This is a genomic window from Rhizobium sp. IBUN (genome assembly GCF_000510625.1).
GTDB lineage: Bacteria > Pseudomonadota > Alphaproteobacteria > Rhizobiales > Rhizobiaceae > Rhizobium > Rhizobium altiplani.
The window spans coordinates 114,333-133,535 of the sequence record NZ_AZNV01000016.1 but is presented as its reverse complement, the minus strand read 5'-3'; the positions used below and the strand labels follow the sequence as shown (position 1 = coordinate 133,535).

Genomic DNA, 19,203 nt, shown 5'->3' with positions numbered 1-19,203 from the left:
ATGAACAGCGCCTTGAACATCAAGGTCGGATCGAGCGGCGGGCGGCCGTTGTCGGCGCAATAAAGCCCCGCAACACGATCATGGATGAAGGAAAAGTCGATCACCGCGTCGATCTTGCGCAGCAGGTGATCCTTCGGCACCAGACTGTCGAGCGTCACCATCTCAAGAGTCGTCTGGGTGGGAGCAGGTTTCTTCAACATGTCCCAATGAATCACAAACCCCCAGACGGTGCCAGGGGTTTGTCAGCAATCTGACGGGCCCGCGAGGGCCCGTTTTCTTTATTCCTTATCCGGCTTCCGGGTCAGGCGACCCGGTTAGCGGCCTTGCGGCGCTCGTTGACCGGCTGGTAGGCCATGCGCTGATGATACGTGCAATACGGGGAAGAGTCCGGGGACTCGCAACCGCAGAAGTGGAAGTCGTCATTGAGCGGATCGCCGACCGGCCACTTGCAGGTGCGCTCGGTGAGTTCGGTGAGGCCAAGGCGGCGAGAAATCGGAACGATTACATTTGCGGCCGGACGGAAGCGGACTTCCTCCACGGTATCGATTTCGATCTCTTCCTTGAGCATCGTCGCGCCCTGTTGGCGGGTAACGGTGCGTGTGGTGATCCGCGAGGCGTAGTTCGTGGCGCGGGGCGCCGAAGTCGTGCGCTTGGGGGTTCTGACGGTGGTCGTCGAACCGCCGGCCTTGGCACGGCCGGGCAGACTCAAACGATGGACTTTACCAATGACGGCGTTACGACTTACACCACCAAGTTGTGCTGCGATCTGGCTGGCGCTCAGGCCTTCGGACCACAGCTTCTTCAGTTTTTCAACGCGCTCGTCTGTCCAGTTCATGCCCCTGTCTCCGCCTTATTAGCGTTGGTGTAGGCAGAATCCTTCACCGTTGCCACGGACGTATCCGAGGCAAGAAACGCTTACTCAAATTTTGGTGACTAGTTCCGCCGCATGCAGCCTAGTAATTGAGTTTTAACCTAGTGTGAGGCCGACTCCGTGACAAGAGTCGGTTGAATCTCGGGGAATCGATTTTCAAGTTTTCCCCAACTTGCTGGGCGTGAGAGTCATTTATGCAACATAGTTGTTGATAGGTCGAGCGCCTCGGGATGGCTGCTTGACGCATGCAGCGAAACCTCAGTTTTGTTGACATTGCAGTGCGAAAAGTAAATAGTGCTGCTCGCCGCCGAAAGGCGGCATTTTTAATTTTCCGGACCTGCTTTCCTTAGCCGGAGTCCGGCTGCTGATGATTGCTGATAGGAGATCGCGCCATGGCTGAAGCCGCGCTTTACGACACCTACTCTCGTGCCCCGCTGCGGTTCGAGCGAGGAGAAGGCGTGTGGCTGATCAGCGAAACGGGCGAGCGATATCTTGATTTCGGCGCGGGCGTTGCCGTCACCTCCGTTGGCCACAGCCATCCGCATGTGGTTGGCGCGCTGAAGGAGCAGGCCGACAAGGTCTGGCATCTGTCCAACATCTATGAGATCCCGGGTCAGGAAACACTGGCAAAGCGGCTGACCGATGCGACCTTCGCCGATAAGGTGTTCTTCACGAACTCCGGCGCGGAAGCCTTGGAATGCGCGATCAAGACCGCGCGCCGCTATCAGTTTTCCAAGGGCCATCCCGAGCGGTTCCATATTATCACCTTTGAAGGCGCCTTCCATGGCCGTACGCTGGCGACGATTGCCGCCGGTGGCCAGGAGAAATACCTCGAAGGCTTCGGTCCCAAGGCGCCTGGCTTCGATCAGGTGCCGTTCGGTGATCTCGATGCAGTCCGCAGCGCCATCACAAATGAAACGGCCGCGATCCTCATCGAACCTATTCAGGGGGAAGGCGGCGTCCGCCCGGCGACGAACGAGTTCCTGAAGGCACTTCGCGCGATCTGCGACGAGCATGGTCTGCTGCTGATTTTCGATGAAGTGCAGACCGGCATGGGCCGCACGGGCAAGCTCTTTGCGCATGAGTGGTCAGGCGCTACCCCCGATATCATGGCGGTTGCCAAGGGCATCGGCGGCGGCTTCCCGCTCGGAGCCTGCCTTGCCACGGCAGAGGCCGCTTCCGGCATGAAGGCCGGCACGCATGGCTCCACTTATGGCGGCAATCCGCTCGCCATGGCAGTTGGCAGTGCCGTGCTCGACGTGATCCTCGCGGAGGGCTTCCTGCAGCAGGTGCGTGACGTCTCGCTGGTATTCCGCCAAGGGCTGGCCTCGCTCAAGGATCGCTATCCTGATATCATCGAGGATATCAAGGGCGAGGGGCTGCTGCTCGGCGTCAAGGCCGCCGTGCCGTCCTCCGAACTGCTGCAGGCGATCCGTGACGCCCATCTGCTCGGCGTACCCGCTGGCGACAATGTCATTCGTCTTCTGCCGCCTCTGGTCGTCACTGCTGACGAAGCCCGCGAGGGCCTTGCCCGCCTCGAACGCGCCGCCGAAAGCGTGCGCGCTGCGAAGGTCAAGAAGACGGCTTAATGAATAGTGCCTGTCGGAAGGCGGGCGTGATAGGTAACGATAATGGCTTCCCCCAAACACTTCCTCGATCTCTCCGCCGTCGCGGCATCCGACCTACGGCTCATCATGGATGACGCAATCTCGCGCAAGCAGGCCTTCAAGGCCGGGCAGGGCGACAAGCCGCTATCAGGCAAGATGCTGGCGATGATCTTCGAAAAGCCCTCGACGCGCACCCGCGTGTCCTTCGACGTTGGCATGCGCCAGCTCGGGGGCGAGACGCTGTTCCTGTCCGGCACAGAAATGCAGCTCGGCCGCGCCGAGACGATCGGTGACACGGCCAAGGTGCTGTCGCGCTATGTCGACGCGATCATGATCCGCACGACTGATCATGCCCGCATGCTGGAGCTCGCCGAGCATGCAACCGTTCCTGTCATCAACGCATTGACGGATGATACGCACCCCTGCCAGATCATGGCTGATGTCATGACCTTCGAAGAGCACCGCGGCCCGATCAAGGGCAAGACGATCGCCTGGACCGGCGACGGCAACAACGTGCTGCATTCGTTGGTCGAAGGAGCCGCGCGTTTTGGCTACCGCATGAATATGGCGGTGCCCCTTGGTTCCGAGCCAAAGGATCACTATCTGAACTGGGCCCGCAATGAGGGCGCCGAAATCATGCTTTACCATGATGCAGACCGTGCGGTCGCCGGCGTCGATTGTGTGGTGACCGATACCTGGGTCTCCATGAATCAGGAACATCGGGCCCGTGGTCACAACGTATTCCAGCCTTATCAGGTCAATTCGGCTTTGATGGCGCAGGCCGACAAGGATGCATTGTTCATGCATTGCCTGCCCGCCCATCGTGGTGAGGAAGTTACGGACGAGGTGATCGACGGCCCGCAATCCGTGGTCTTCGATGAAGCGGAAAACCGTCTTCATGCGCAGAAGTCGATTCTTGCTTGGTGCCTGGGCGCGATCTGAACCATACTGGCCGCCACGTTTGGCCGGAAGGCCCGGTGGCCGTGCGAGCGGATGGACACCCTTGTCTGCCGCTCTCAGACTAGGAGAAGACCATGGCAGAACCTGCAGCCACCCTCGGCGAATTCAATTTCGCCGGCGATGATCATGTCGTTCCGTTTCAGGTTGAGGGACTGGATGTGCGCGGTCGCGCCGTCCAGCTCGGGCCGATGCTGGACGCGATCCTCGAGCGCCATCGCTATCCTGCGCCCGTCGCGCGGCTTCTTGCCGAAGTCGTTGTGCTGACGGTGCTGCTCGGCACGTCGCTGAAATTTGAAGGCAAGTTCACGGTCCAGACCAAGGGCGACGGCCCGGTGGACCTGCTTGTTTGCGATTTCTCGACGCCTGAGAACGTGCGTGCCTACGCACGCTTCAACCAGGGCCTCCTCGACAGGGCCGTTGCGGCAGGGCAGATCGAGCCCGAACAGCTTCTCGGCAAGGGCATGCTGGCCTTTACGATCGATCAGGGCAAATTTTCCCAACCCTACCAGGGTATCGTTGCGCTCGACGGTGCGACCCTTGAAGAGATTGCCGGCACCTATTTCCGCCAGTCTGAGCAGATCCCGACGCGGGTGCGTCTTGCTGCTGCCGAACTCTTCGATCGCGACGACGCGGGCAAGCCGCGCCACCGCTGGCGGGCTGGCGGTCTTGTCGCCCAGTTCCTGCCGGAAGCGCCGGAGCGCATGCGCCAGCCGGATCTTCACGGCGGCGACGGCGATAGGACTGGCGGCACCCACAAGGAAGACGATGCCTGGATGGAAGCCCGCTCGCTCGTCGACACGATCGACGCCGACGAACTGACGGATCCGCAAGTCGGCACCGAGCGGCTGCTATATCGTCTGTTCCACGAGCGTGGGGTTCGCGTCTACGAACCGCGCGAGGTCTTCGATCGGTGCAGCTGTTCCCGCGAAAAGATCAAGGGGGTGCTGAAGGGCTTCTCGGCGGAGGAAATTGATGCCAGTCAGGAAGACGGCGCAATTTCGGTCACCTGCGAATTCTGCTCGACGACCTATCGTTTCGAAGTGGAAGAGGTGGCAGAGCCTGCGGAGTGATCAGTTCAGGACTCTCAGCAGCCCTGGCGAATCCAGTGAGAAGGCGGGTATTTCGACATTGAAAAGCTCGCCTTCGTCCGTTTCCATCTGGTAGTGGCCGAACATCAGCCCCGACGGCGTATCCAGCGGGCAGCCCGAGGAATATTCATAGGTATCGCCGGGCGCGAGCCGCGGCTGTTCGCCCACGACGCCGGCGCCCGTGACCTCATCGACGAGGCCGTTCTGGTCGGTGATGTTCCAATAGCGGTTCACCAGTCGCACGGACTTGTCGGAATTGTTGCTGATGACGATCCGGTAGCCCCAGACATAGCGATCGTCTTCCGGATCGGATTGCTCCTCCAGATAAAAAGGTTCGACGACGACTTCAATGTCTCGTGTAAGGGCGCGGTACATGCCTACACCATAGTCAATATACGTTACCGGTATCTTATACGACAGCCGATCCGTCAATAAACCGATAGTCGATCACGTCCGTAATGCCTGTAAAGGCAAGAAGTTTCGCCACTTAAGCCTGACTTTGACCTGTCTTGGGTGGGGCAAAGCAGCATGTGGCGGTCGGCCGGATTTGCGTCGATCCGGCCGATGTCGGCTTGATCAGGCGTTCACTTTTGCGAGAGCCTGGGCGAAGTCCTCGATCAGGTCGTCCGTGTCCTCGATGCCGGCGGAAAGACGAACGGTACCGCCGGAAATGCCGAGCTCCGCCCGTGCTTCGTCGGTCAGGTTCTTGTGCGTCGTCGTAGCCGGATGCGTGATCAGGCTCTTGGCGTCGCCCAGATTGTTGGAGATCTTGACGACCTGCAAGGCGTTTTGGAGCGCGAAAGCTGCTTCCTTGCCGCCCTTGAGTTCGATGGCGACCAGTGTCGAGCCACCCTTCATCTGCTTGGCGACGATGTCGGCCTGCGGATGATCGTTGCGGCCGGGATAGATGACCTTGGCGACCTTCGGCTGATCGGCCAGGAAGTCGGCGATCTTCGAGGCGTTTTCGGTCTGCTGCTTGACGCGCAGCGGCAGCGTCTCGAGTCCCTTCAGCAGCGTCCATGCCGTGAACGGCGACATGGCCGGGCCGGTGTGGCGGTAGTAGTCCTGAAGGTTCTCGTTGACCCATTCCCGGTCGGAGAGGATGACGCCACCGAGGCTGCGGCCCTGGCCGTCGATGTGCTTGGTGGCCGAATAGACGACGATATGGGCGCCGAGCTCGAGCGGCTTCTGGAAGATCGGCGTGGCGAAGACGTTGTCGACCACGACCTTGGCGCCGATCTGGTTGGCGAGCTTGGCGACGCCGGCAATGTCTATCACCTCGAGTGTCGGATTGGTCGGGCTTTCCAGGAAGAACACCTTGGTGTTCGGGCGGATCGCCTTTTCCCAGTTTTCCAGATGGCGACCGTCGACCAGCGTGCATTCGATACCGTATTTCGGGGCGAGCGTCTCGACGACCCAGCGGCAGGAGCCGAAGAGGGCGCGGGCGGCAACGATGTGGTCGCCGGCCTTCACCTGGCAGAGGATTGCGGCGGTGACGGCTGCCATGCCGGAGGCCGTGGCGCGGGCTTCCTCTGCGCCTTCCAGTGCGCACATGCGCTTCTCGAACATGTCGTTTGTCGGGCTGCCGTAGCGAGCGTAGATATAGCCTTCCGTTTCGCCCTTGAAGCGCGCTTCGGCCGCTTCCGCGCTCTCATAGACGAAGCCCTGCGTGAGGTAGATGGCTTCCGAGGTCTCGCCATATTGCGAGCGCAAAGAACCGTCGTGAACGAGTTGGGTTGCGGGGCGCCAAGTCTTGCTCATGAATCACCACTTTCAAACAACAAAAAAACCGGCCGCGAAAGCAGACCGGTTTTGCACCCGGTCCTTTTAGCCACTTGTTTAACGTGGCTGCAAGCCGACCGGCCAAATCACCACGGGATAAAAGTGCAATACTGCCGTTCTATGCTTGCGTCAATTCCTTGAGTTTGGTTTTGTCTCCCGCGAATATGGATGGGGCATGATGGCTCGCGAAACAGGAATTTTGGCGGATCGCGCGATAGCCGCGCTCTTTGAGGCGGGACGTCTCACCAGCGAGCGCGATTTGGACCACGACCAGATCCAACCGGCAAGCCTTGACCTCAGGCTTGGCGCGAAGGCATTCCGCGTTCGCGCGAGCTTCATGCCGGGTCCTTCCCATTTGGTGTCCGATAAGCTCGATCGCCTCAGCCTCCACGTCGTCGACCTCAGCGAAGGCGCCGTGCTGGAGACCGGCTGTGTCTATATCGTTCCCTTGATGGAGCGCCTCGACCTGTCGGCCGACATGTCGGCCTCGGCCAATCCCAAAAGCTCGACCGGACGTCTCGATATCTTCACCCGCGTCATCACCGACTACGCGCAGGAGTTCGACAAAATCCCGGCTGGCTACTCCGGCCCGCTCTATCTCGAAATCAGTCCGCGTACTTTCCCGATCGTCGTGCGTCGAGGCTCGCGCCTGTCGCAGATCCGCTTCCGGGTCGGCCATTCGATACTTGGGGAGCCGGAATTGCTCGCGCTCCACGATGCCGAAACGCTGGTCGCCAGCAAGCTGCCGAACGTCTCCGGCGGCGGCATTGCCCTGTCGATTGATTTGGCCGGCGACAAGGATGGACTGATCGGCTACCGCGGTAAGCACCACACTGCAGTCGTCGATGTCGACAAGAAGGCGCAGCACGACATCTATGACTTCTGGGAACCTCTCTATAGCCGCGGTCGCAACGAACTGATCCTGGATCCGGACGAGTTTTATATTCTCGTCTCGCGCGAAGCCATCCATGTGCCACCGCACTACGCGGCAGAGATGACCCCCTTCGATCCGTTGGTTGGCGAATTTCGCGTGCATTATGCAGGCTTCTTCGACCCCGGCTTCGGCCACGTCCCCGCTGGCGGCCGCGGCAGCCGCGCCGTGCTCGAGGTCCGCAGCCACGAGGTTCCCTTCATCCTCGAGGACGGCCAGATCGTCGGTCGCCTCGTCTATGAGCATATGCAGGAGCACCCCGAGAGCCTCTACGGCTCCGGCCTCGGCTCCAACTATCAGGCCCAGGGCCTGAAACTCTCGAAGCACTTCCGCATCTGACAACGCCAATGCCCGCTTGACAGCGGCACCCATCTATTGGAAATCTCGCTCCAACGCGGGTGTAGCTCAATGGTAGAGCAGCAGCTTCCCAAGCTGAATACGAGGGTTCGATTCCCTTCACCCGCTCCAAGTTCAGATGGTTTTGGTGGGACTGAGCGGATTTCATCCGCACTGTGGTCTGAGCGTGGTGCCCACGTGGGCCGCCGTCGTTCGCTGTCTTACTCCACGAGGAAAGAACGCCCTTAAGAGGTAGCCTCGAAGGAAATTGAAATAGTTGACAATCCTCTAATAAACATGGTTAATTTTTAACTATTCTCCGATATCACGGGAACGCAGGCGACCCCTTGGTCGTTGTCGGCATGATCAGGAGGAGTTGCAGAATGCTTTTGAAGATTTTCACGGCGAAGCGCGAGATCCGGGAGAATGGCGATACCGGCACTTACGCTGACGGCTACTATGCGCCGGAAGTGGTTCTTGCGTCTGCGCGCGATGACGATCGTGCTTCCTATGAGCGCGATTATGGTCGCGGCCGCAAGGTCGAGCAAATTCCGCTCGGGTTTGCCTGAGCACCCTTTTTAGCTTCCGTCTTGTGCGGCAGCCGGGCCATGGCTCGCTGTTTGAAGTCGAAAGTCTATAATCGAAAAGGGCGGCATTGAGCCGCCCTTTGCTTTTGTACCGTTTTGCTGGGATCAGAATTCCGTCCAATCGGCGTCGTCGCGTGGGCTCGAAGAGGCGCTGCTTGCACCAAATGCGCTTGCAAGTTTCTGCCCAAGCGCCCGAGCCGGCGAGCTAGAGGGGCGGGTGACACCCGGAGTGGCGATGCGGACGGGTGCCTTTCTGGCTGCGACCGGCGGCGCGGCCGGCCGTGGCGCCGAATGGATGTGAGTGCCCTGCAGCGGCGCTGCCGCGGCAATGTTAGCGCTGAAACTGCCAGTGCCGGTCAGCTTGAACTGGTCGAGCAGGTTGTTGAGTGTCGCCGCTTCCGTCGCGAGCTTGTGGCTCGCCGCCGTGCTTTCCTCGACCATGGCCGCATTCTTCTGCGTTCCCTGGTCCATCGAGTTCACCGCCGTGTTGATCTCCTGCAGGCCGGTCGATTGCTCGCGGGCGGCCTCGGCGATCGCGTCGACGTGCTGGTTGATCTCCTGAACCTCGTGAACGATCGCATCAAGCGCCTTGCCGGTTTCGCCGACAAGCGACACGCCCGTCTGCACATGGTCGCCCGATGTGGTGATCAGCGACTTGATCTCCCTGGCGGCATTGGCCGAGCGCTGTGCAAGTTCACGCACCTCCTGGGCAACGACGGCAAAGCCCTTGCCGGCTTCACCGGCGCGCGCGGCCTCGACGCCGGCGTTGAGGGCCAGAAGATTGGTCTGGAAGGCGATGTCGTCGATGACGCCGATGATGTTGCCGATCTCCGCGGAGGATTGCGCGATCTGCTGCATGGCGTTGACGGCCTTGCTGACCACTTCGCCGGACTTTTCTGCACCGGCGCGCGTGCGTGCCACGAGCCCACGTGCTTCCTCGGCACGCTTGGCGGCATCCTTCACGGTGGTGGTGATCTCCTCGAGGGCCGCTGCCGTCTCCTCGACGGACGCTGCCTGCTGCTCGGTGCGCTTCGAAAGCTCGTCCGCCGAGGCGCGGATCTCGGTTGCGCCGGCAGTGATGGCGCGGGCGTTGGCGCCGACCGTCTGCATAGTGTCGTTCAAGCGCAGGATCGAGTTGTTGAAATCCTGTCGCAGACTATCGAGGTCGCCGACAAACGCCGTATCGATCCGAGATGCGAGGTCGCCTGCGGCCAGCCGGCGTAAGCCGTCGCCAAGCGCGCTGACCGCGCGCGAGAGATCGGCAGCCTCGGTTGCGCGCTGAGCTTCACGTTCTCGGCGTTCGCTGTCGCTGAGATTGCGGCTCTTTTCGGCCTCGCCCTCAAGCCGGATACGATCGACGGCATTGTCGCGGAAGACGGCAACGGCGCCGGCCATCTGGCCAACCTCGTCACGACGGTCGAGGCCGTCGATGGCGCCGTGCGTATCTCCCTCGGCAAGCTGAGCCATCCGGTCACGCAGAAGAACCATGGGCGTGGTGATCCCCGATTGCGCGACCCACACAGAAAGGCCGATCGCGCCCATGACAGCGAGCCCGATCAGTACGAAACTGAGAGTGATGCGCTGGTTGACGCTAATGGAGAGCGCGTCGCCGCCATCGTTCAGCAATGCCATCAGCGCATCATTGTTGGCGATCATTTTCGGAGTGACCGTGTTCAGCTTCGCATTGAGCATGCTTGCTGCAAGCTGCGCGCCGGCACTGTCCTTTGCCTTGGCGAGGTCGATGACCTTGCTGGAAAGCGCTTCCATCTCGGCGATGCCGACGAGGATTTCGTCAATCGCCGGCTTGCGGCTAGGTACCAAGGCCGCCGCCTGTTCCAGGCGTTCGCGCGCTTGAGGCATCTTGCTTGGCGTCGTGAGCGCTGTATTGAAAGCCGGCGTCTCCGGCTTGAGGCCGGCGATAAGCGTGACCTGCAGCACGGCAGCGGTTGCCGAGGCGCTGGCGCGGGATGCCTGCATGGCTGCCAGTGCCTCGTTATCGATGAAGGCGCTGTAGGTGGCATCGGCACCGCGGAATTCGGTGATGACATAAACGAGGCCCCCGAGCGCGATCGCCCCGAGAAGCGCGACGACAGAAATGATCTTCGTCCGGATTTTCAAGTTCTTCAGCATGGCTATGTCCACTCGCTTGACCCGACCGCGGGCGGGCCGACTATTGAAGCATTTTATGTCGCGGGATACGGCATGGTGGGATGCCCGGAAGGCTCGACATGCGCATCATGCATTCGGCCCGTGAGCCGGCGTCGTCCTGGCGAATAGAATGGGACATTGCTTAATGTGGCCCTAACGCTTGGGATCTGTCCCCGGAAAAAATTTCGGTTCCCGCCGCCTATTTTAGGGACGAGTCATGCTAAGCGGGGCGCAACTTCTCACTGGTGCTGACAGGGACATGAGGCGTCTTGTCCCAGAAGAAGGGCTTTCTCGGCAGCTCGAGAAGGGCGCGCCATGCCGCCACCGAGATCATCAGGCAATAGAGCGGGACATAGATCCAGCGCCAGCCGATGCTGCGTTTTTCCTCACGCAGCATCGCGACCCTGCCGAGCAGCAGAAAGAGGCCGTAGCTTGCCGCCATATTGGCAAGATCGAGGAGCAAGAGCGCGCCTTCGCTGCTGCCGGCGGGCGGAAAGCCGAGCGCTAGGTAGCCGGCGGTGGTGACAAGGAGCATGATCAGCCAGGGATGGGTGAGAGAGGAAAACAGCATTCCTCCGATCAGCAACTGGAACACCAGAAAGCCGCCGCATCTCGCGCGGGAGGCGCGCTGGCTCGCGCATCACCAGGTTTCGGGCTCCGGCACGATCGCCAGCATGCCTTTGCTGATGTAGTTCAGCCGGACGCAGCGAGCCTGCAGAAGCTGGCTGTCGAGTGCCTTGTCATCGTTGACGAGGGAGCTGTCGATTGCCGAAAGGAAGGGAAGCCGGAGCCCGCGCGCCAGGGATGCGTAGTAGCTGTCGGCATCGATGGAGCCGCTTGCAATGAGTTCCTGTTCGATGCTCGCGCCGTTGCGGCGTGCGACCTGCATCGGGCGGGCGATTGTCGGCCTGCCGATGCCGAGTTGCAGCAGAACCTCTGGTAGGAATCGTTTACCGCGCGCGCAGGCGGCGCGCCGTGGCGTATTGAACCATCATCCAAGAGCGTGCGGTCTTCGATCCCGCCCGACGCATATTCCCCGACACGCATGACTCTGATACACCGTTTCCAGAATGGCAGTGCATGCTTTCCCCGAGGTCGATCATAATGATGCAATTTAAACTAGCATCCCTGAATCTTAAGGGGCTATGCAGCTTTTGGCTGTCTTTGATTGTGTTTTTCTGCCCGCTCTCGTTGTCGGCGCAGGAGGCGATGCCAGGCTTGCCGCTGCTTTTCGATTCCAGGGAGCGCCTTGCCAAACCGGATCTTTCGTCGCTCGTCCGCCTGCGTTTCCTGACGACGATCGACTTTCCACCGTTCAATTTTACCGATCAGAATGGCAAGCTTTCCGGTTTCAACGTCGATCTCGCCCGCGAGATCTGTAACGAGCTGGAGATTGCCAGCAAATGCCAGATCCAGGCGCTGCCGTTCGCTGACCTGAATGCCGCGCTCGCGGCCTCGCAGGGCGATGCCGTGATTGCCGGCGTCGCCGTCAGCGAGGAGCTGCGGCGACAGTTCGCCTTTTCGCGCCCCTATCTCATGCTGCCCGCCCGCTTCGTTCGAAACTTAAAGGCTTCCATAAAGGGCGAGAATGCCAGCGCTCTGGCCGATCATCCGGTCGGCGTCGTCAAGGCGACGGCGCACGAAGCCATGCTGGCGGCCTATTTCCCGAAGGTGAAGGCCGTACCCTTCGACAGCAAGGACGCCCTTCTTGCAGCACTCAAGGATGGCAAGCTGGAGGCCGTCTTCGCGGATTCCCTCCAGCTCTCCTTCTGGGTTTCGTCGGAGGCCTCGGCGAAATGCTGCGCGCTGTTCGACGGGCCTTATCTCTCCGAGCAGTTTCTCGGCGAAGGCATGACGATCATGCTCCGTCAGAAGGACGATGTCCTTACGGCAGCGCTCGATCACGCGCTGGCAGCGCTGTCGCGCAGTGGCCGCCTGCAGGAAATCTACCTGCGCTACTTCCCTTACGGCCTGTATTAAACCTGAAAGGCTCTAGCCCTTGCGAAAGCGCGCGATCGCGCTGCGCTCGATGGCGGCGCAAGTGAGCTTATCGAGGCCGAGGCGGTCGCGAAGCAGGCTGAGAAGGCGCAGCTCTTCCGCCTTCACCGAGAGATCGGCGGAAGCAATTTCGACCGCGAGCGCATAGGCCGTGTCGTAGAGGCGCGACGGCAGCGTGTCCTTGACGGTTTCGAGCACGATGTCGAGCCCTTCGGGACCAGCCAGCAGTCCCGCGCAATCGCGCGCGATGGAAATCAGCTTTTCGTCGTCGAAATCACGGAAGACCGGCAGGAAGCCGATCAGTTGGCCGATGCGCTCCATCTCGCGATCGTTCATCGTGCTGTCGACGGCGGATGCCATCACCATCACGTAGATCAAGGCGTCATGGGCGGAAAGCGGCTTGTTCATGTCTCGATGATCCCTTCGAAGTGAGGCCAGAGTCTAGGAGTTGCCCAGCGACATTACAAGCCGTCGGGCGGCAGATCGGAAGGCAGATCCTCAGGACCGCTGGTTTCTGCGAGGCTGCGAGGGTCGTTGCCATGGATGCCTTTGCCCGCCTGTTTTGCCTTCTCGCCGGCCTCGGCGAGCGCAGATCCCTTCGCCGCCTCTGCCCAGCCGTTTTCGACGAGCCACTGTGAAATGTCCTGCGTGCCGATCCTGCAGGCGGCCGTGACGGTACCGGTCCATTCCGCACTGTCGAGATCGCAGCGGACGGCCCTGAGGCGCAGCAGCAGCCGCAGATTGGTCTTTGCCAGCATCCCGCATGGCCACTCACGGCCCCCGCTGTCGATGCATGTCTTGTCCGCCGGCGTGGGGTCGATGCCGGCAAGCTGCAGGCGACGGTCGCCAAACGCCAGGACACCGGCGCTTTCCGCGATCGGGCGAACAAGGTTCACGCCCCTGTCTTTGGCAGGGTTTGCCGGTTGCTCCGGCACAACGGCCGCGATGCGCTCGAGTGGCTTGCCGTCGATGACCGCAGGGTAGAACTGGCTGGCCTCGTCGACACGCCGCGCATTCATGCTGGCTTCGGGATTTGAGGTCGGTTGAGCCGTCGGAGCGGGCGGCGGCATTTGCGCTTCCATCGGCGCTGCCGTTTCCGCCGGATCAATGGCCGAGCCAAGCCGCTGTCCGCCGGCCGCAATCAGGTCGGCAACAATTCCGATCCCTGCAACAGCGGTCAGAATTGCCGCAGGACGCATGGAATATCTTCCTACTGGCTGGCCCAGATGATGCGGGCGATCCAATCCACGTCGGAAAGTTCAATTGTTCGGTTGGGATGCTCCGGGTTGAGCGACATCAATTCGATCGATCGCGGGCTCTGGCGCAACAGCACCTTCGCCATCACTTCGCCTTCGCGCGTCTTGACGACGACGCGATCATTGCGTCGAACCTGCGCGCCAGGCTCGACGATCAAGACGTCGCCGTCGCGGTAGAGCGGCATCATGCTCTCGCCCTGGACTTCGAGCGCATAGACGCCTGCCTTCTGCGAGGGTGCGGCCGGGAACTCCACAACGTCCCAGCCTTGCCCAGCCGGAAAGCCGCCATCATCGAAGAAGCCGCCGGCACCGGCCTGCGCAAAGCCGAGCAGCGGAATCGAGCTGCCCTGCCGCGGGAAGCCGCCTTCCGGAAGACTGGAAAAGCTCCCTGCCGGCCGCATGAACGTCAGGAACTGCTCCATGCTGGCGCTCGTTGCATCCAGCACCTTGGCGATCGATTCCGTCGACGGCCAGCGCAACCGCCCATCGGCGGAGAGCCGCTTGGACTTGTTGAAGGAGGTTGGATCGAGCCCCGCGCGCCGGGCAAGACCTGAAGGCGTCAGGTCATGCCGTTCGGCAAGCCTGTCGATCGCCCCCCAAATCTGCTCGTGTGACAGCATGTCGCCTGATTCCTGCGCGCCTGCGCCATCGTTCAACGACGAAATATTAACCGCAAGCCCAGCGGGAGTAAAGAGAGGAAAGGAATAAAATCCTGTCTCGCCTCAGGCGACCAAGGCCATGTTGATCTTGCCGAGCTGGATCACCGCCTGCGTACGGCTGTCGACATCGAGCTTGAGCAGGATCGCCGAGACATGCGCCTTGATCGTCGCCTCGGAAACGCCGAGCTCATAGGCGATCTGCTTGTTGAGAAGACCTTCCGCCAGCATCGTCAGCACACGGCTCTGCTGCGGTGTCAGCGTGTGCAGCCGGTGGATCAGGTCGGCGACGTCAGGATCCTGTTCCTGCCCGTCCCGATAAGTCTCGGGGGTCGCGATGTCGCCGGCAAGGACCGTCTGGATACCGCGGCGAATGTCGTCGATCCCGGAGGATTTGGAGATGAAGCCGGATGCGCCGAGTTCGAGCGCGCGACGGATCGTCGTGGCGTCATCCGTCGCGGAAATGATGACGATCGGCAGCCCGGCGAATTCGGAGCGAAGCGCCATCAGGCCGGAAAAGCCGCTGACACCAGGCATCGATAGATCGAGCAGCATCAGGTCCGCTTCGGGATGTGCTCCAGCCGCCATGCGCGCTGCGACAAAATCGCCGGCCTCGACGATCTCGGGATGGCCTTCCATACCAATCACTGCCTGGCGCAGCGCATCCCGGAAAAGCGGGTGGTCGTCGGCAATGATGATTGTCTGTTCCTGCATCGATAGCTCCCTCCCAAGAGCTCGATCGCCGAGACATGCCTCGTGCCTCCGCACGATACATGCCTCCATTCGGAGGTGACTATATCAAATCATGTCTTTTGCGGAAGGGCGTTGCGCTCCTCCTCGCTTCGGAATTCCTTGACTATCCCCATGAAGCTCCGCATCCAGCGCTCCATGATGCCGATCGAACGGTTGATCTCCTCGTCGGAGGGAAGCGCCTTGTTGACGATGCTTTTGTTCTCCAGCGCCATGACGCGGGCCGAAAGCCGGTCGAGTTCCTGCTCATAGGCCGCCCGCTCATCGGCGGCCATCCTGCAGACGAGCGCGCCGTCCTTCTCCTCGCAAAGCGACATGGCGCCGGTCTGCTTGTCGAGCCGCACGAAGTGGTCGCCGCTACGCTCCAATTGAAAGCGCAATGCGTCGGTTTCAGCGGCATGAACGCCGAGCGGCAGGAGAAGCGCGAAAAGGCCGATTGCGATATTTCTCATGGTTTCCTCCGGAAATCTCGGTGGCCACCGCATTTTTCGCGGCGAGGCGTGGACATCGCCGCCGCTTTGCGGCAAAGCCCGGGAAAGACCAGCCATTCTGAGGTTATCATGACCCTGACACCCACGCTTTACAAGATCGTGACGGAAACGCTCTGGCAGGAGGCGAGGGCAGCCGGCATTTTTCGTGGCGCGCCGATTGACCTTACGGACGGCTACATCCACTTCTCGACAGCCGCCCAGGTCAGGCAGACGGCGGCGCTTCACTTCGCCGGCCAGGCGGGGCTTCTGCTCGTTGCCGTCGATAGCAGCAAGTTCGGCGACGAACTCGTCTTCGAACCCTCGCGCGGCGGCGCTCTCTTTCCACACCTCTATGCGGAATTGCCGATGTCGGCCGTGTTATGGGAGGCGCCGCTGCCGCTCGATGTCGCCGGCCAGCACGTCTTTCCGGATCTTGCGCCATGATCGAGCTTTTCAAGCACGCCGCCCGCAAGGGTCTATTCCTCTTCGACCCCGAAACCGCTCATGGCATGTCGATTGCCGCACTGAAGGCAGGCGCCGTGCCGGCCTGCCGGATCGCCCCCGATCCGCGCCTGCGGCAGAGCGTTGCCGGGCTCGATTTCGTCAATCCGATCGGCATGGCGGCCGGCTACGACAAGAACGCCGAGGTTCCGGAAGCGTTGCTGAAGATCGGCTTCGGTTTCACCGAGATCGGCACCGTGACGCCGAAGCCGCAGCCCGGCAACCCGCGCCCACGCATCTTCCGGCTGGTCGAGGATGAAGGCGTCATCAATCGCCTCGGCTTCAACAACGAAGGCCACGATGCCGCCTTCGCACGCCTGTCGGCCATTCGCGGCAACGGCATGATCGGCGTCAACATCGGCGCCAACAAGGACAGCGAGGACCGCATTGTCGACTATGTCCTCGGCATCCGCCGGTTCTATTCGGTCGCCCGCTATTTCACCGCCAATATCTCATCACCGAACACGCCGGGCCTGCGCGATTTGCAGGCGCGCGAAAGCCTCGCCGCGCTCTTGTCGGCAGTGCTTGCCGCCCGCGATGCCGAAGCCGAAAAGGCAGGCAGAAAGATCCCCGTCTTCCTGAAGATCGCGCCTGATCTGACGGAAGAGGGGCTGGACGATATCGCCGCCGAAGCGCTGTCGCATGCCCTGGACGGCCTGATCGTTTCGAACACCACGCTTTCCCGCGAGGGCCTCAGGGACCAGCGTCAGGCGAAGGAGGCCGGCGGGCTTTCCGGCAAGCCGCTGTTCGACAAATCGACCGCCGTTCTCGCCAAAATGCGCAAACGCGTCGGCCCAGGCCTGCCGATCATCGGCGTCGGCGGCGTCTCGTCCGCCGAAACCGCGCTCGAGAAGATCAAGGCCGGTGCCGATCTCGTGCAGCTCTATTCCTGCATGGTTTATGAGGGGCCGGGCCTCCCGGGCACGATCGTTCGCGGCCTGTCGAAGCTGCTCGATCGCGAGCAGGTCAGATCCATCCGCGACCTCAGGGATACGAGAACGGACTACTGGGCAGGACGGAACGTCTGATCCGCCCGCGGCCGCACGAGCATCGCCAGGAAGACACCGCGAAACAGCAGGAAGCCGTTCATCGCCAGCCATAGGCCATGATTGCCGAACAGCGGCACGAAAACGGCCAGCGCTATGAGATAGCCGGCAAACGACATGAGCATCCGGTTGCGCATGTCGGTCGACCAGGTGGCGCCGATGAAGACACCGTCCATCAGGAAGGCCAGCGCCCCCGTAAGTCCGGTGACGGCGGCCCAGGGCAGGTAGGTTTCGGCCGCCTGCTGCACCTCCGGCGAGGTGGTTAGCACCGAAATCAACCATGGACCGGCCAGCAGGAAGAACACGGAAATGAGGCCGGCAAGCCCGAAGGACCAGAGCGCCGTCAGCTTCAAGCCACGCTCGAAGGCCGGCCGGTATCGCGCGCCGATCGCCCGTCCGGTGATCTGCTCTGCCGCGTTGGCCAGTCCGTCGAGATAATATCCGGAGAGCAGGAAGAAGTTCATCAGCACGGCGTTGGCGGCCAGCGTGACCGCTCCGAAGCTCGTGCCGATCCGCGTCATCAGAGTGAAAGCGGCGAGCAGCACGAAGGTGCGGATCAGGATGTCGCGGTTCAGCGCGAAAAGCTCGGCGAGGCGATGCCGGGAGAAGATCTCCGTGCGTGTCGGCCGATGCGCGCGATCGAAGCCGCGAAGGACAATCAGCAAGCCGACGACAGCACCGGCTGTCTCGCCGACCATCGTACCCCAGGCGACGCCCGCCACGCCCCAGTCAAGCCAGAGGCCGAGATAGATCGCCAGTATGATGTTGATGCCGTTGATGATCGTCTGCAGCAACAGGCCAACGGTGCCCTGGCCGCGGCCGAGCACGAAGCCGAGGATCGCGTAATTGGCAAGCGCTGCCGGGCCGGCAAGGATGCGGATGGAGAAATAAGTGCTGGTGGCGGCCGCAACGGCGCTCTCCGGTCCCATCAGCTTCAGCCCGGCTGCGAGTAGCAGTGGCGAAAGACAGAGAAGCGCTATGCCGCAGCCGAGCGCGGAGATCAGCGCTCGCCAGAAGACGCCCTGCTGGGCGTGCCGGTCGTGCCGTCCGAAGGCCTGCGCCGTCAGTCCGGTCGTGGAGGCGCGCAGGAAGTTGAAGCTGCCGAGGATAAGGTCGAAGAGCATGGCGCCGATCGCAAGACCTGCCAGCGCATCCGGCTGACCCATGTGGCCGACGACGCCGGTGTCGACGAGGCCAAGGAGCGGCGTCGTCATGAAGCCGAGCGTCATCGGAATTGCAATCGACAGTACCAGTCGGTGCGTCACGTCGAATGCCAGCCTGTTCTCGTGACCGTGCGTATCCATGTCTGCCTCTGAGGAAGGAGGCAGAATCGCCTCAGCCGGAAAGCACCATTGCCCAATAGGGCACGCTTTTGGAAGCAGAATTGCGTGCTACCGCAACGCCGAGACCATTGTAACGACCGAGCATGTTCTCCAGATGGTGCGGAGAGTTGATCCAGGCGGTCACAACGGCCGGCACCGACTGTTGGCCGGCCGCGATGTTTTCGGCGGCCGGCATCTGTACGCCGCTTGCCTTGACGCGCGGGCCGAAGCCGTCGCCGATCCCCATCACGTGCTTCATCTTGCCTGCCGATGCCATGCGCTTGGCCTGGAACATCGCGGCATCCTTGGCAGCAGGATCCGCCGAAAGCGGCGGCAATCCGTTCTTGGCGCGCAACTGATTGACTAGCGGTAGAGCGTCCGCCGTTTCGTCTTCGCCATCAGAAGGCGTGGAAGCGAACTTCGGCGCGGTCGTGCAGCTTGCAACACCGGCGACCAGCACGAGGCCGGATACGTGTAGTAGCCCACGCCGCGAGAGGATGAGAGAGGTCATATTAGCGCCGATAGCTGAAGAGACGGATGAGGACGAAGACCGGGATCACGACGGTCGCACCAAGCAACAGATAATCGCCGACGCGTCCCAAAGCGGCAAAGCCGCGATGCCAGACTTCCAGAACGAAATTGCGGAAGCCGTAGACGAAATCCAGCGGCGCCCAGCCGAACACGGCCATGATGAAGCCGACGATCAGCGATACGACCAAAAGCTTGACCAATGTGCGGCCGAGGGAATCGCCGAGAAACTTGTTCACCTGATCGGACATGCGCCATCTCCTGTTTGTCCCTGAAATACGGGCGCGGAACGCCGCTCGCAAGCCTTTTTCAGGTCTGGCGTCTCCGCCTCTGAAATAGGACTTGAGTTTTTTTGTGACCGCAGCC

At 61.5% G+C, this 19,203-nt stretch carries 22 protein-coding genes, 1 tRNA gene, 1 pseudogene and 1 riboswitch; of the genes and pseudogenes, 9 read left to right on the top strand and 15 right to left on the bottom strand.

Annotation, left to right across the window (positions count from 1 at the left end):
- Both RHIBUN_RS35405 and RHIBUN_RS0116630 read right to left on the bottom strand, forming a co-directional pair.
- Positions 1-200: pseudogene (locus RHIBUN_RS35405) on the bottom strand (IS5/IS1182 family transposase); the annotation flags it as partial.
- A 101-nt stretch (positions 201-301) separates the two neighbouring features.
- Entirely contained in the window at positions 302-835 is a 534-nt protein-coding gene (locus tag RHIBUN_RS0116630) for a GcrA family cell cycle regulator (RefSeq protein WP_018857625.1), read from the bottom strand.
- Positions 836-1,263: 428 nt separating this feature from the next.
- On the opposite strand from RHIBUN_RS0116630, the gene RHIBUN_RS0116625 reads away from it, so the two are divergent.
- From RHIBUN_RS0116625 to RHIBUN_RS0116615, 3 genes are all read left to right on the top strand, one after another.
- A complete protein-coding gene (locus tag RHIBUN_RS0116625) occupies positions 1,264-2,460 on the top strand; it encodes an aspartate aminotransferase family protein (RefSeq protein WP_025660385.1) in 1,197 nt (398 codons plus the stop codon).
- A gap of 42 nt (positions 2,461-2,502) precedes the next feature.
- Positions 2,503-3,420: an ornithine carbamoyltransferase gene (gene argF / locus RHIBUN_RS0116620; RefSeq protein WP_025660384.1), complete on the top strand. Its 918-nt coding sequence runs from the start codon at positions 2,503-2,505 to the stop codon at positions 3,418-3,420.
- 92 nt (positions 3,421-3,512) lie between these two features.
- Positions 3,513-4,508, top strand: a complete 996-nt coding sequence (locus RHIBUN_RS0116615) for an Hsp33 family molecular chaperone (RefSeq protein WP_018857622.1) — start codon at positions 3,513-3,515, stop codon at positions 4,506-4,508.
- Here the strand turns inward: RHIBUN_RS0116615 and apaG are convergent, their stop codons facing one another.
- Entirely contained in the window at positions 4,509-4,901 is a 393-nt protein-coding gene (gene apaG / locus RHIBUN_RS0116610) for a Co2+/Mg2+ efflux protein ApaG (protein ID WP_018857621.1), read from the bottom strand. It abuts the gene before it with no gap.
- A 201-nt stretch (positions 4,902-5,102) separates the two neighbouring features.
- On the bottom strand, positions 5,103-6,287 hold the full coding sequence (locus tag RHIBUN_RS0116605) for an O-succinylhomoserine sulfhydrylase (RefSeq protein WP_018857620.1): 1,185 nt from the start codon (positions 6,285-6,287) through the stop codon (positions 5,103-5,105).
- A gap of 45 nt (positions 6,288-6,332) precedes the next feature.
- Positions 6,333-6,411, bottom strand: a riboswitch (SAM riboswitch).
- 72 nt (positions 6,412-6,483) lie between these two features.
- Between RHIBUN_RS0116605 and RHIBUN_RS0116600 the strand changes: the two genes are divergently transcribed.
- From RHIBUN_RS0116600 to RHIBUN_RS0116590, 3 genes are all read left to right on the top strand, one after another.
- The gene (locus RHIBUN_RS0116600) at positions 6,484-7,578 is read left to right on the top strand and encodes a 2'-deoxycytidine 5'-triphosphate deaminase (protein WP_025660383.1); all 1,095 of its coding nucleotides are present in this window, start codon (positions 6,484-6,486) and stop codon (positions 7,576-7,578) included.
- A gap of 55 nt (positions 7,579-7,633) precedes the next feature.
- Positions 7,634-7,707 (top strand) — tRNA-Gly (locus tag RHIBUN_RS0116595).
- 251 nt (positions 7,708-7,958) lie between these two features.
- The gene (locus RHIBUN_RS0116590) at positions 7,959-8,144 is read left to right on the top strand and encodes a hypothetical protein (RefSeq protein ID WP_018857618.1); all 186 of its coding nucleotides are present in this window, start codon (positions 7,959-7,961) and stop codon (positions 8,142-8,144) included.
- Between the two features lie 123 nt (positions 8,145-8,267).
- Here the strand turns inward: RHIBUN_RS0116590 and RHIBUN_RS0116585 are convergent, their stop codons facing one another.
- The 3 genes from RHIBUN_RS0116585 to RHIBUN_RS0116575 all read right to left on the bottom strand — a co-directional run bounded on the left by RHIBUN_RS0116585 (position 8,268) and on the right by RHIBUN_RS0116575 (position 11,199).
- Positions 8,268-10,292 (bottom strand): methyl-accepting chemotaxis protein, encoded by a 2,025-nt coding sequence (locus RHIBUN_RS0116585; protein ID WP_025660382.1) that lies wholly within the window; start codon positions 10,290-10,292, stop codon positions 8,268-8,270.
- A 238-nt stretch (positions 10,293-10,530) separates the two neighbouring features.
- Positions 10,531-10,905, bottom strand: a complete 375-nt coding sequence (locus RHIBUN_RS0116580; RefSeq protein ID WP_156932712.1) for a hypothetical protein — start codon at positions 10,903-10,905, stop codon at positions 10,531-10,533.
- A gap of 45 nt (positions 10,906-10,950) precedes the next feature.
- On the bottom strand, positions 10,951-11,199 hold the full coding sequence (locus RHIBUN_RS0116575; RefSeq protein ID WP_025660380.1) for a hypothetical protein: 249 nt from the start codon (positions 11,197-11,199) through the stop codon (positions 10,951-10,953).
- Positions 11,200-11,414: 215 nt separating this feature from the next.
- On the opposite strand from RHIBUN_RS0116575, the gene RHIBUN_RS0116570 reads away from it, so the two are divergent.
- Positions 11,415-12,290, top strand: coding sequence for a transporter substrate-binding domain-containing protein (locus tag RHIBUN_RS0116570; protein WP_025660379.1), 876 nt, complete (start codon positions 11,415-11,417; stop codon positions 12,288-12,290).
- Positions 12,291-12,302: 12 nt separating this feature from the next.
- Here RHIBUN_RS0116570 and RHIBUN_RS0116565 read toward each other — a convergent pair whose 3' ends face one another.
- From RHIBUN_RS0116565 to RHIBUN_RS0116545, 5 genes are all read right to left on the bottom strand, one after another.
- A complete protein-coding gene (locus RHIBUN_RS0116565) occupies positions 12,303-12,716 on the bottom strand; it encodes a tellurite resistance TerB family protein (RefSeq protein WP_018858613.1) in 414 nt (137 codons plus the stop codon).
- 53 nt (positions 12,717-12,769) lie between these two features.
- Positions 12,770-13,507 (bottom strand): thermonuclease family protein, encoded by a 738-nt coding sequence (locus RHIBUN_RS0116560; RefSeq protein ID WP_025660378.1) that lies wholly within the window; start codon positions 13,505-13,507, stop codon positions 12,770-12,772.
- Between the two features lie 11 nt (positions 13,508-13,518).
- On the bottom strand, positions 13,519-14,184 hold the full coding sequence (locus RHIBUN_RS0116555; RefSeq protein ID WP_025660377.1) for a helix-turn-helix transcriptional regulator: 666 nt from the start codon (positions 14,182-14,184) through the stop codon (positions 13,519-13,521).
- A 102-nt stretch (positions 14,185-14,286) separates the two neighbouring features.
- Positions 14,287-14,934 (bottom strand): response regulator transcription factor, encoded by a 648-nt coding sequence (locus tag RHIBUN_RS0116550; RefSeq protein ID WP_025660376.1) that lies wholly within the window; start codon positions 14,932-14,934, stop codon positions 14,287-14,289.
- Positions 14,935-15,023: 89 nt separating this feature from the next.
- Positions 15,024-15,422: a hypothetical protein gene (locus RHIBUN_RS0116545; protein WP_025660375.1), complete on the bottom strand. Its 399-nt coding sequence runs from the start codon at positions 15,420-15,422 to the stop codon at positions 15,024-15,026.
- Positions 15,423-15,530: 108 nt separating this feature from the next.
- Here RHIBUN_RS0116545 and RHIBUN_RS0116540 point away from each other — a divergent pair, with 108 nt between their 5' ends.
- Positions 15,531-15,884, top strand: coding sequence for a DUF952 domain-containing protein (locus RHIBUN_RS0116540; RefSeq protein ID WP_198021156.1), 354 nt, complete (start codon positions 15,531-15,533; stop codon positions 15,882-15,884).
- Positions 15,881-16,969: a quinone-dependent dihydroorotate dehydrogenase gene (locus RHIBUN_RS0116535; RefSeq protein WP_025660373.1), complete on the top strand. Its 1,089-nt coding sequence runs from the start codon at positions 15,881-15,883 to the stop codon at positions 16,967-16,969. The genes RHIBUN_RS0116540 and RHIBUN_RS0116535 overlap by 4 nt, the downstream gene beginning before the upstream one ends.
- Here the strand turns inward: RHIBUN_RS0116535 and RHIBUN_RS0116530 are convergent.
- Genes RHIBUN_RS0116530 through RHIBUN_RS0116520 form a run of 3 tightly spaced genes read right to left on the bottom strand, consistent with a single transcriptional unit; the run spans position 16,945 to position 19,088 of the window.
- Positions 16,945-18,291 (bottom strand): MATE family efflux transporter, encoded by a 1,347-nt coding sequence (locus RHIBUN_RS0116530; protein ID WP_025660372.1) that lies wholly within the window; start codon positions 18,289-18,291, stop codon positions 16,945-16,947. The two genes, RHIBUN_RS0116535 and RHIBUN_RS0116530, sit on opposite strands and share 25 nt — an antisense overlap.
- A 31-nt stretch (positions 18,292-18,322) precedes the next feature.
- Positions 18,323-18,820 (bottom strand): CAP domain-containing protein, encoded by a 498-nt coding sequence (locus tag RHIBUN_RS0116525; RefSeq protein ID WP_025660371.1) that lies wholly within the window; start codon positions 18,818-18,820, stop codon positions 18,323-18,325.
- A gap of 1 nt (position 18,821) precedes the next feature.
- The gene (locus tag RHIBUN_RS0116520) at positions 18,822-19,088 is read right to left on the bottom strand and encodes a DUF6460 domain-containing protein (protein ID WP_018858604.1); all 267 of its coding nucleotides are present in this window, start codon (positions 19,086-19,088) and stop codon (positions 18,822-18,824) included.
- Positions 19,089-19,203: the final 115 nt, after the last annotated feature.